This is a genomic window from Duncaniella muris (genome assembly GCF_003024805.1).
In the GTDB taxonomy this organism is placed as follows: domain Bacteria; phylum Bacteroidota; class Bacteroidia; order Bacteroidales; family Muribaculaceae; genus Duncaniella; species Duncaniella muris.
In genome coordinates this window covers 20,301-32,079 of sequence record NZ_PUEC01000032.1, presented here as the reverse complement: position 1 = coordinate 32,079, position 11,779 = coordinate 20,301, and the positions used below count along the sequence as shown (strand labels likewise).

Genomic DNA, 11,779 nt, shown 5'->3' with positions numbered 1-11,779 from the left:
AAAAGCATGGGGACTGAACGTTAGTCACGGGTTTTGCCACCCCCTAATCTGCCTTGTTCCATGCTTGTGATGCCTGATATTTGAAGATAAATTTATTCAAAAACATTTAACCGTACAAATGTACGACTCCCTAAGTCCCTCGGTATCTTCCGTTGCCATCCTCTCGGCTTCGTCGATAAGGACGTTTGTATCCTGATAGTCGTAGTAGAACCGTGCAATGACATTCGCCTGTTCAAAAGGCATAGTACCGTCTGTACAAGTTTCAAGAATAAAATTGACTTCTTTTAACCGCGTCAATAGGTTATGTATAATCTGGTCAGCCATAATTGATCAAAAAGCTATATCATTGGCACTTCTTACAAATCCAATGAAATTTCATTTAACAGGAAATCATATATACCGATTGTGGTAATCCCAGCCTCATTTCTCAAAACAGGAGTGTCTTCGCCAACGATAATGATTTTCTTGAAGGAATCGTCAATATTGCGCAGGGACGCTTCCTCCTGCTTCATCTTCTCTTCATCCGGCATCCGGTAGGCGGATTGGATATAGTAGCGTCTGCTGCCCATATTGCAGACGAAATCCACCTCAAACTGTTTCCTTTCCCGGCTGCCATCCTCCTTTCTAAGTTGTACCGGCACGACACCTACATCGACATTAAAACCACGCACACGCAATTCATTGTATATCACATTCTCCATCAGATGTGAAGGCTCTGTCTGCCTGAAATTAAGCAGGGCGTTACGCAGGCCGCAGTCAGTGAAATAATATTTATACGGGCTGTCGATATACCGTTTCCCTTTAACATCATACCGGCTTGCCTTCTCAACAAGGAACGAGTCACAGATGTATTCCAGATACGACGTAAGCGTCATGCGGTTGACTTTCGTATGCTTAACGCTCTCGAATGTGTTTGTCAGTTTGGTGGGATTCGTCAAAGCTCCAATATCAGATGCCAGGATGTTGAGCAGTTCATCAAGCATTTCTATGTTCTTGATGCCGTAACGTTCCTTTATATCCTTGATATAGGTATGCGTAAAAAGCCCTTTCAGATACTCGTTCTTTTCTTCCTCAGATGATTTCTGAACAACCTGCGGCAGACCTCCGAAAAGCATATAGGTGTTTAATGCACGGTCTTTCTGTAAGTCCATATATGGGAAGACCTCACCGAAACTGAGAGGGTAAAGCTTTATCTCATCGCCTCGTCCTCTAAAAGTAGTGATTACATCCTTGGAAAGAAATCGTGCGTTGCTACCTGTTACATACACGTCGGCATTAGGCATATTCAGATAGCTGTTGAGCACGTCCTCGAACTCGCTGACATGCTGTATCTCATCAATCATTATATAATGGACGGCATCATCAGTCAGTTTTGAGTCGATGTAATCAAGCAGCGCATCCGGATCGCGCAGTTTCCTGTTTCGTCTGTCTTCAAGATTGATCGTGATGATGTGGTCGTTTTCCACACCTTGCTCCCTGAGCCACCCTGCGTATAGGGTAGATAACAAGAATGATTTGCCACAGCGTCTTACGCCGGTGACAATCTTTATCATTCCGTTCTGTCTGCGAGAAATGAGCTTCCGCAGGTATAGAGGTCTTTGTATTATCATAATGCCCATTGTCAAATATTGTGCCTTGTCACACAAAAAGACATCGCAAAGATAGCTCAAAAAGTCTAATCGCCAAGATAACTGCGAAAAAAATGATTTACGGTTCGTTAAAAAAGGAAACTTATTAGGTGGGGAAGATTATTTTTTGTAATTTTGCGGCGTTGAAGTTCCACTGCCGCTACAGAGGTGTCGGCTAGAGTGGATTGAAAGGGAATCCGGTGAGAATCCGGGACAGTACCTGCTGCTGTGAGTCCCACGCAACGTTTCCGCACAATGTCATTGCCCCTCGCAGGGTGAGAAGGCGCGGACAACGGGGACGAGTCAGAAGACCTGCTTCAATACGATGCGATAATGTACCGCGGGCACTCGGCGATTATCTCAAACAGTATTGGCAAGGCTTTGGCTTTCCGCCGATTTCCGTTTAGGATATACATATACCGTCATATACCCGATTGGTTACGATTATCAAGTCGTACACAATCGGGTAACTTTTTTTATTAACAATCTGCAAACTCTAAAACTGTTTAGTTATGAGAAAACATTTTACTAAATTCTTGGCTCTGGCGACCGTAGCGGTCTCAGCAGCCGTCTTCACCGGATGTTCCAGTGAAGATGAACCATTCGCCGACTTTGAGGGCAAAATGGAGGTTGAGAACCCAGTTAGTCGTGCGGTCGTGCAAGGCGATTCAACAATCATCACGTTTGATGATTTTGAATCAACCATGATGGCAATGCCCACTTCTTATGGTGCAAACTATTACGGCAATACTGGAAGCTATGCACAGGTAAAGCAAATTAAAGATCCTTCAGGCATCTTTGAGTCATCAATCAATGTAATTGGCGGTTCTACCGCCTTCTATAATGGAGGTCTGGCTCTTTCTAAATGGAACTATCGGTCGAATCCTGGTAGTGGTACCAATATTACCGGTTCTGGAACTGGCGATTGGTGGTATTCATATAACAATCAGATGAGTGTGTACAACACCACTTCAACTGACGGAGCTAATGTTAATGCAGGTCATAGTGGCAATAACTTTGCAGTTGTATATGGGTATCAGGATTTTTACAATTCACAGTGGATGGCTAAGCCATCTTTCTCTTTTATCCGAAAAAAAACTCTAAAAGGTCTGTGGTTTTGTAACTCTTCCTATACATATGGAGTGATAATGAACGGCAATCAATTTGGCGTTTCTGGTGTAGCTACACCTTTATCAAAGCAAGTTGATGGTGATGGAAATTGTATTGGCTATTTTCAAGTTGAATTAGAATGTTATAATGAAAATGGTGAACTGTTGGCCACCTATGTTCAAACTTTGGCAGATTACAGAAACGGGAAAAAACAAGATCCTGTTACCACTTGGACGTACTGGCCAATTAATCAGGCAAATGTAAAAACCGTAAAACTGAACTTCTCTGGTTCGGATACGGGGGACTACGGTCTGAACACTCCAGCCTATATTTGCCTTGATGATATTACTATTGAATAATCTAACTATGGTAAGCAACTTTGGTTAATCCTATTGTTGCTTACCATATTTGTATTTTAAAGAAACAATGCGAATCCCAAGTGTAACCTTATGTGTTTTACTTTGCATTTTTATAAGCTCTTGCAATAAAGATGATATAATTGTTGACAATGGAACTTTAAAACCTATTATCATCCTTGATAATGTGAGTGGAGTTTATAATGTTAAGGTGGGTAAGGAATTAAGCATTAGTCCTACATATGAGAATGCGGATGATGCTTTGTTCTCTTGGACTATTGACGGAAAACTTGTATCGAATCAAAAAGCTTTTTCTCATACATGGGAGGAAGCGGGTGATGTATTTATCACATTGCGAGTTGATAATGAAAATGGATATGCCGCAGAAGAACTTAAGGTGGAAGTAAAAGATTTACTTCCACCTGCCATTAATTTATTCATTCCCTCAAAAGGACTTAAAGTTCAAAAAGGTCATGACCTGCTTCTCGCACCGGAGATCGCCAATCAAGATATAGGAGATTTCAAAATTGAATGGTTAAGAAATGGAATAGTTGTGTCGGATAAATTAACCTACACATTTAATGAAGAAATTTTAGGTTCATATCCGATAACTATTAGAGCTTCAAATGAAGATGGGCTTACTGAAGAAGAACTGGAGATTGAGGTAGTAGAAAATATGCCATATACGGTTTTTTTTCAAAAACCGTATTATAATGCAAAAGAAACTACCAAATTTACTTTTGCAGGTCGCTCTGTTTTCTTAAAGCCCCAATTGGAATACTTTGACAATCCTGCTTTTCAGTGGGCTGTCAATGGCAAAGCTGTAGAAGGAGCTACTGAACCATTATTAATATTTACTCCTGAAAAGGACGGTGAGTATCTTATTTCAATTGCAGTAACAGAAGAGGAGAATGGAATTTCTGTTGAATCAAAAATTAGAGTTGTATGTGAGCCAGGAGCACAGTCATCAAGATATCGAGCAGCAAATACCTCCAGCTCAGCTTATTCAACAGATGTTTTTGAATTTTTACCTGCACCCGGGCAATTTGTGAATGAAACGAATTCCGGTGGGTTCAAAGGTGATGAAATAACTTTTAATGCTGCAAATCAATATGCTGCAGAGCGACTGGCAAATAAAAAGTACGTTTCCCTTGGTTCTTTTGGAGGATACGTTATTGTCGGATTTGATCATAGTATTCCCAATAAAGGCGGATATGATTTTGCAATCCAAGGAAATGCTTTTTTAAGCGATCAAGGAGGAAGCAATGAGCCCGGCATTGTTTGGGTAATGCAAGATGTAAATGGGAATGGTCTTCCAGACGATGAATGGTATGAGCTTAAAGGTAGTGAGACTGGTAACGGTTCAACTATTCAAGATTACGAAGTAACATACTATCGTCCGGTGTCCGCACGCTCAAATGTTTATTGGACTGATAATTTGGGAAATTCTGGGTCTGTTGATTACAATTCATATCATCAACAGAGCTCTTATTATCCTCTTTGGATGAATCAAGAATCATACACACTGACTGGCACGAGATTATTGCCAAAAAATATTCAGATCCCATCTTCCGGTTTTTGGAATAACCAAGCCTATGAGTGGGGTTATGTTGACAATATAGGAAGTGATTGTCTTGGAGGGGACTCCTATGATGGCACTGGTCAGATGAATGGATTTAAAATATCAAATGCCATATTTAAGGATGGAACACCAGTCAAACTTGAATATATTGATTTTATCAAAGTTCAGTGTGGAGTATTAGCAAAGAGCGGTCCACTAGGAGAGATTTCTACTGAAGTATTCTCTTTTCAAGACTTAAATATTAAGTAATAAGCAAAAAAATACAATATGAAAACAATCAAATTTAACTTGCTGTTCAGCCTATTCTTCTGCATTTTTGCTGTAGGCTGTTCTGATAAAGACGAAATTCCAGTTGATGCTGATGATAATTATATCACATCAGTGGTACTTAGTGTAAATGATAAAACGTATGAAGCGGTAATTGAAAACAATACAATTACTGTGACAGTTCCATACACGGTTTCACTTGATGGAGCGAAAGCATCATTCGATTATACACCATCAGCAAAAATATTCCCGGACCCAGCAACCATAACAGATTGGAATACTGAACGCACTTTCCGTGTAACTTCTTATAATGGAACTATAAATGATTATACTTATGTTGTTGTGAAGGATGAGATAAGAAGTGAAGGAAATGTTGAACTCAAAACACCCTCAGAAGTAGCAGCCTTTATTGAATCCGGTGTAACAATCATAAAAGGGAATCTTATTATTGGTTCAAACGCTGAAAATGCCGAAATAATCAATGATATAACAGGATTAAGCATTCTTAAGGAGGTTGAAGGAAACATCATAATCAAGAATAGCTTTACTGGCGGTACCCTTACTGGTCTTGACAATATTACTTCGATTGGCGGACTTCTTATAGGAAGTGAAGAAAATCCATTACAGGATACGTCCTTGGAAATGATTTCTATGTCTAAAATAAAGAATGTTACAGGAGATATACAAATTTATGGCTCAGGAGCATCAATAATTGAATTCAAAGAACTTGAAAAAGTTGAGGGTAATGTTATTTTCAATGAAAACACAAAACTTACACAAATATCGTTACCTCTACTTAAGGAAACAGGATCTCTTGAATTTAAGGTTTTACCACGTGAATTTTCATCAATATCAGTACCCAATATTGTTACAGTAAATGGAAATTTATCAATAGAGAGCATATATGGGGAAGTGGAGACTGCCGGTATGAGATTCTTTATGGGTAATACCGAGTTAAAATCTATTGAAGGGTTCGATAAATTAACATTAGTAACTGGAGTATGGTCCATAATGAATTTTGATGTTCTTGAGAACTTGCCCAAGTTGCAAGGGTTAAATCAGCTTGGAGGCGTATTCATCAGACAACTCGCTCTAATTGAATCGCTAGATATTAGTAATGTTAGTTTTACTTCATCTTCACCTACACATCCTTGTATTACAATTGAATACTGTAATAAGTTCAACAATTTGATAACTAAAGAAGATCTAACCGATGTGGATGTTAGGATTATCTCGTTAAACACTGCTGTAAAAACAAATTTCACAAAAATAAACAACTTTTATTATAACGCTAATATAGATACTTTTGAGTCTTCTTTACAAAGTATAACGGGGAATTTGTCAATCATTCAAATGAGCGGTCAATCTTCAAAGAATACTATTGATTTATCTGGTATTAATTCTATTCCAGGTTATTTATTAATAACAGGTTCTTCTATTACCAGTGTAAAAGCCAGTAATCTTAAAAGCATTGGTGGACAGTCTATTTTACAGGTTGGAGTTGATGCTATATTAGATTTTCCCAGTTTGACTACGGTATGTTGTGCATCGTCTCCAGAGTACATAGAAGAGGATCTTCTCCCTGGGTCACCAGTAAAAAATATTGAGTGGGGATCTTTTACCGTCTTTTTGGACGGGGCAATTACTGATTCATTTTTCCCTGTTTTAAGTCATATTGGAGGCACTGGCTTAACTTTGTTTAGAATATATGAATCAGCTTCATTTCCAAGTCTTGAAGTTATTGACGGGTCACTTAAATTTGGCATGACAACAGATTTCATCTCTTCAGATCATCTGAAGTTTCCAAAATTATTAAAACTTTCAGGTGTGCATTTCGACACCGTTAGAAAATTCTCTGACTACACGTTCTTTAAGAAATTCATTGATGACGGTCAAATAACAGAATCTAATTGGAAGATTGAAAATTGCACTTATAATCCTACATATCAGGATATGAAGGAAGGTCGTTGCAAACCTGCTGAATAAAACAGCTCAAACAGTTAAAATTTTTCTGCCAAACCTCGGCTCGTATATTACCTTGAATAGCGGGTCGAGGTTTTCAAATTATTAAAATGAAATTCAAACCGAAACTCTTATATATCCTGACAACACTTCTGTCGCTCACCCTCGCTTCCTGCATGGAGTGGGACTACGGCGATGTGGTGGAGGACTTTAATGCGACCGGCTCGGGACTGTTCATTACCAACGAGGGCAATTTCCAATATGGCAACGCGACGCTTTCTTATTATGACCCTGCAACGAATCAGGTACAGAACGAGGTGTTCTTCCGTGCAAACGGTATGAAGCTCGGCGATGTTGCTCAGTCCATGAGCATATATGACAACAAGGGCTGGATAGTGGTGAACAACTCCCATGTCATCTTTGCTATCGACCTCAATACGTTCAAGGAGGTGGGACGTATCGAGGATTTGACCTCTCCGCGTTATATCCACTTCCTGAGCGATGAAAAGGCTTACGTCACGCAGCTTTGGGACAACCGCATCTTCATTGTCAATCCCAAGAAGTATGAAATTACAGGCTACATTCAGGTGCCTGACATGACGATGGAGAGCGGCTCAACGGAGCAGATGGTGCAATACGGCAAATATGTGTATTGCAACTGCTGGAGCTACCAGAACCGCATCATCAAGATCGATACCGAGACGGATAAGGTAGTGGACCAGCTGACGGTCGGCATACAGCCCACGTCCCTTGTAATGGATAAGTACGACAAGATGTGGACTGTGACTGACGGTGGTTATGAAGGATCTCCATACGGCTATGAGGCTCCGTCTCTCTACTGCATCGACGCGGCAACTTTCAAGATTGAGAAGCAGTTCAAGTTCAAACTGGGCGACTGGCCCTCGGAGGTACAGCTCAACGGCGAACGTGACAAGCTGTACTGGATTAACAACGACATCTGGTGTATGGACGTGACGGCAAACCGTGTTCCTGTCCGTCCTTTCCTCGAATACCGCGACACGAAGTATTACGGACTTACCGTAAATCCTGTGAACGGCGAAGTGTATGTAGCCGATGCCATCGACTACCAGCAGCAGGGCATGATCTACCGATACTCTCCCGAAGGAAAACTGATTGATGAATTTTATGTCGGCATAATACCCGGCGCATTCTGCTGGAAGTGATGGAGGCGTCAGGAAACATATATCATCTGATTTTTCAGACAAGAGACTTTGGAGTGGCGATACCGCCTCTCCACAGGGATGAATTTTTTGATGCCATCGCACTTCTCTTCAGCAACCGCCACTGCCCGGTTTATGCCGTCGGAGGAGATATGAACCACGTCCATATCCTTACAGAAATCCCGCTCCGCAAAAACGTGAAGAAGCTGATTGAGAAAATCAAAAATATCAGTTGTTTCAGGGCTGCCGGAATTCTGGATATGGAAAGATTTGGAGGATGGCTCAAAGGCTGTCTATCCTTTATTGTTGAACGTGACCGACTGCCATTCTGGGCCGATTACATTGAACAGCAGGATACCATACACTCTGAAATGAGCTGGATGCAGGAGAAACGTCAGTTCATGAACTATAATCTTTTTTAAGCCGCCAATTATGAGAACAGACCGGTCATACATATATTTTTTTCTGTGCATTATGAATTTTGCATTGTGCACCGGAACATACGCACAGTCTTCACAGAGAATGCACAATCTGCGTGAGGTCGTGGTGTGGGGCAAACGCCCGATGAAGGATATCGGAGTGCAGAAAACAACTTTCGATTCCATTGCCCTCAAAGAGAACATCGCCCTCTCTATGGCTGACATCCTCACGTTCAATTCTTCAGTCTTCGTCAAGAGCTACGGTCGAGCCACACTCTCCACCGTCGCCTTCCGTGGAACCTCCCCCAGCCATACGCAGGTGACGTGGAACGGCATGCGCATCAACAACCCCATGCTCGGCATGACCGACTTCTCCACCATTCCGTCCTACTTCATAGATCAGGCATCGCTGCTACACGGCACGTCATCGGTCAATGAGACAGGCGGAGGTCTGGGCGGTCTTGTCAGACTCGGCACTATTCCCGATGTGGCGGAAGGTGTCAATCTGCAATATGTGCAGGGTGTGGGGTCGTTCAGCACATTCGACGAGTTCGCCCGTTTTACATACGGCAGTGAACACTGGCACGTTTCAAGCCGTGTTGTCTATTCATCTTCACCGAACAACTACAAGTACATCAACCACGACAAGAAGGTGAACATCTACGACGATGATAGGAACATAATAGGTCAGTATCACCCGACCGAACGCAATCGCAGCGGTGCCTACAAGGATTTCCATGCGCTGCAAGAGGTTTACTATGACACCAACAAGGGTGACCGTTTCGGATTCAACGCTTGGTATATCAATTCCAACCGCGAACTGCCCATGCTCACCACCGACTACGGCAACGAGCGCAACTTCGAGAACCGTCAGCGTGAACAGACCCTCCGCAGCGTCCTCTCATGGGATCATCGGCGCGATGGCTGGAAATTTGCAGCAAAAGGGGGATATATCCACACATGGATGGCGTATGACTACAAGCGTGAGGTAGCTGAAAACAACTGGTCGTCCATGACACGCTCACGAAGCAGGGTAAACACTTTCTACGGTCAGGCAGAGGGTGAGTATAATCCCACAAGGAAATGGTATTTTACCGCTAATATTTCGGCACATCAGCATTTCGTCCGCTCCGAGGATAAGAACATTATCCTTCAGGATGGTGACAAAGCCGTTGTCGGTTACGACAAGGGTCGTATTGAACTATCCGGTTCCGCTTCAGCTAAATGGCAGCCGATCAATCCGCTGGGCTTGTCACTCGTACTGCGTCAGGAGATGTTTGGCGAAACTTGGGCTCCCGTAATCCCGGCTTTCTTCATCGACGGTCTTCTGTCAAGGAAAGGAAACGTCATGCTGAAAGCGTCCGTATCACGCAACCACAAGTTCCCTACGCTCAACGACCTCTATTTTCTCCCCGGCGGCAATCCTGACCTGAAGAGCGAGCATGGGTGGACGTATGACGCCGGTGCTTCATTCGATGTGGGTTGGAAAGCTCCCTTCCCGGTGTCGATGGGTGGAAGTGCCACATGGTTTGACAGCCGTATCGACGACTGGATCATCTGGCTTCCCACAACCAAAGGATTCTTCTCGCCACGCAACGTCAAGAAGGTACACGCCTACGGCATCGAGGGAAAGCTGAATATCGCCTTCGAGCCTTTCAAGGGGTGGATTTTCGACCTGAACGGATCATATTCATGGACTCCCTCAATCAACGAGGGTGAGAAGATGTCACCTGCTGACCAGTCTGTAGGCAAGCAGCTACCTTACGTCCCCAAGCACTCAGCTTCGTTCACGGGGCGTCTTACATGGAAGTCATGGAGCTTCCTGTATAAATGGGCTTACTATTCAGAGAGATTCACCATGTCGAGCAACGACTATACTATCACAGGGCACCTCCCTAAGTATTACATGAGCAACGTATCCCTTGAAAAAGGGCTGAAGTTCAAACCTGTCGATTTACAGCTGAAACTGGCTGTGAACAATCTCTTCAACGAGGACTATCTCTCAGTCCTCTCGCGTCCCATGCCCGGCATCAATTTCGAGTTCTTTGTCGGAATAACACCGAAGTTCGGAAAGAAAAAGACAGAATTGAAAACAGATAATTATTGAAAAACCAAAAAATCATCAGAATATGCAAAAGTGTAAATCTTTCCTCGGTCTGTGCCTTCTCATCGTCCTGTTGGTGGCTTGCAATGGTAAAAAGGCAGCTTCGCTCAGCAAATTCAGCAATCAGCTCTATATACCGGAATATGCCTCCGGCTTCAGTATCAAGGGTGCGGACGGATATGAAAGCTCCATCATTACTGTCACCAATCCGTGGCAGGGTGCGGACAGCATAACCACTCAGCTCTTCATAGCAAGAGGCGGTGAGTCTGCTCCCGAAGGATTCACAGGTCAGGTACTCGAGGGTGATGCTTCGCGTATTGTGGCTATGTCATCCACTCATATAGCCATGCTCGATGCTGTCGGCGAAGACGGGCGTGTGGTAGGTGTTTCCGGCATCGACTATATTTCCAATCCGGTTATCTCCGCTAACCGTGACAGTATCGGTGACGTAGGCTATGAAGGGAACATCAATTACGAATTGCTCATTTCCCTCGACCCGGATCTTGTCCTACTCTACGGAGTGAACGGTGCAAGCTCGATGGAAGGGAAACTCAACGAACTGGGAATACCGTTTATGTACGTCGGTGACTATCTCGAGGAATCACCGCTCGGCAAAGCCGAATGGATGGTAGCTCTTTCCGAGGTTGTCGGAAAACGTAACGCCGGCGAACAGGTTTTTGCCGGCATCCCTGTCAGGTACAATGACCTTAAAAAGAGAGTCGCCGATACCGTGCTCGATGCTCCCTCCGTGATGCTCAACACACCCTATGGAGATTCCTGGTTCATGCCTTCCACCGAAAGCTATGTGGCCCGGCTTGTCAAGGATGCCGGAGGTGACTACATTTATAAGAAGAATACCGGGCATGCTTCACTGCCTATTGACCTTGAAGAAGCGTATAAGCTGACTTCCGAGGCGGATATGTGGCTCAATGTAGGTATGGCAAACACACTCGATGAACTCAGGACATCATGCCCGAAGTTCTCAGACACCCGATGCTTCCGTAACGGCTCTGTCTGGAACAACAATCTGAAGACAAATGCTGCGGGTGGTAATGACTATTACGAATCTGCTGTTGTCAATCCCGATATACTACTGCGCGATCTTGTAAAAATCTTCCATCCCGAACTCGTAGAAGAAGATTTCGTCTATTACAAGCAACTGAAATAGAA

The 11,779-nt window shown here is 43.2% G+C and carries 8 protein-coding genes and 1 riboswitch; of the genes, 7 read left to right on the top strand and 1 reads right to left on the bottom strand.

Annotated features, from left to right (window positions below):
* Positions 1-356 precede the first annotated feature (356 nt).
* Positions 357-1,610 carry an ATP-binding protein gene (locus C5O23_RS11910; protein WP_205743448.1) on the bottom strand — a complete coding sequence of 418 codons (1,254 nt, stop codon included), beginning with the start codon at positions 1,608-1,610 and terminating at the stop codon, positions 357-359.
* Between the two features lie 148 nt (positions 1,611-1,758).
* Positions 1,759-1,962: riboswitch (cobalamin riboswitch) on the top strand.
* Positions 1,963-2,140: 178 nt separating this feature from the next.
* Between C5O23_RS11910 and C5O23_RS11905 the strand changes: the two genes are divergently transcribed.
* The 7 genes from C5O23_RS11905 (at position 2,141) to C5O23_RS11875 (ending at position 11,777) form a co-directional block, all read left to right on the top strand.
* A complete protein-coding gene (locus C5O23_RS11905; RefSeq protein ID WP_107033159.1) occupies positions 2,141-3,097 on the top strand; it encodes a DUF4465 domain-containing protein in 957 nt (318 codons plus the stop codon).
* Between the two features lie 67 nt (positions 3,098-3,164).
* Entirely contained in the window at positions 3,165-4,925 is a 1,761-nt protein-coding gene (locus C5O23_RS11900; protein WP_107033158.1) for a PKD-like domain-containing protein, read from the top strand.
* An 18-nt stretch (positions 4,926-4,943) separates the two neighbouring features.
* The gene (locus C5O23_RS11895) at positions 4,944-6,929 is read left to right on the top strand and encodes a hypothetical protein (protein ID WP_107033157.1); all 1,986 of its coding nucleotides are present in this window, start codon (positions 4,944-4,946) and stop codon (positions 6,927-6,929) included.
* Positions 6,930-7,015: 86 nt separating this feature from the next.
* Positions 7,016-8,089, top strand: a complete 1,074-nt coding sequence (locus tag C5O23_RS11890) for a glutaminyl-peptide cyclotransferase (protein WP_107033156.1) — start codon at positions 7,016-7,018, stop codon at positions 8,087-8,089.
* Positions 8,089-8,508: a transposase gene (locus C5O23_RS11885; RefSeq protein ID WP_107033155.1), complete on the top strand. Its 420-nt coding sequence runs from the start codon at positions 8,089-8,091 to the stop codon at positions 8,506-8,508. The genes C5O23_RS11890 and C5O23_RS11885 overlap by 1 nt, the downstream gene beginning before the upstream one ends.
* A gap of 100 nt (positions 8,509-8,608) precedes the next feature.
* Positions 8,609-10,612 carry a TonB-dependent receptor gene (locus C5O23_RS11880; RefSeq protein WP_410520472.1) on the top strand — a complete coding sequence of 668 codons (2,004 nt, stop codon included), beginning with the start codon at positions 8,609-8,611 and terminating at the stop codon, positions 10,610-10,612.
* Positions 10,613-10,634: 22 nt separating this feature from the next.
* Complete coding sequence (locus tag C5O23_RS11875; protein ID WP_107033153.1) at positions 10,635-11,777, top strand: ABC transporter substrate-binding protein; 1,143 nt, start codon at positions 10,635-10,637, stop codon at positions 11,775-11,777.
* Positions 11,778-11,779: the final 2 nt, after the last annotated feature.

What these genes read in the sequence shown, in the direction of transcription:
- C5O23_RS11910 (WP_205743448.1), bottom strand. Translation starts at nt 1,610, where the DNA reads ATGATAATACAAAGACCTCTATACCTGCGGAAGCTCATTTCTCGCAGA.
- C5O23_RS11905 (WP_107033159.1), top strand. Translation starts at nt 2,141, where the DNA reads ATGAGAAAACATTTTACTAAATTCTTGGCTCTGGCGACCGTAGCGGTC.
- C5O23_RS11900 (WP_107033158.1), top strand. Translation starts at nt 3,165, where the DNA reads ATGCGAATCCCAAGTGTAACCTTATGTGTTTTACTTTGCATTTTTATA.
- C5O23_RS11895 (WP_107033157.1), top strand. Translation starts at nt 4,944, where the DNA reads ATGAAAACAATCAAATTTAACTTGCTGTTCAGCCTATTCTTCTGCATT.
- C5O23_RS11890 (WP_107033156.1), top strand. Translation starts at nt 7,016, where the DNA reads ATGAAATTCAAACCGAAACTCTTATATATCCTGACAACACTTCTGTCG.
- C5O23_RS11885 (WP_107033155.1), top strand. Translation starts at nt 8,089, where the DNA reads ATGGAGGCGTCAGGAAACATATATCATCTGATTTTTCAGACAAGAGAC.
- C5O23_RS11880 (WP_410520472.1), top strand. Translation starts at nt 8,609, where the DNA reads ATGCACAATCTGCGTGAGGTCGTGGTGTGGGGCAAACGCCCGATGAAG.
- C5O23_RS11875 (WP_107033153.1), top strand. Translation starts at nt 10,635, where the DNA reads ATGCAAAAGTGTAAATCTTTCCTCGGTCTGTGCCTTCTCATCGTCCTG.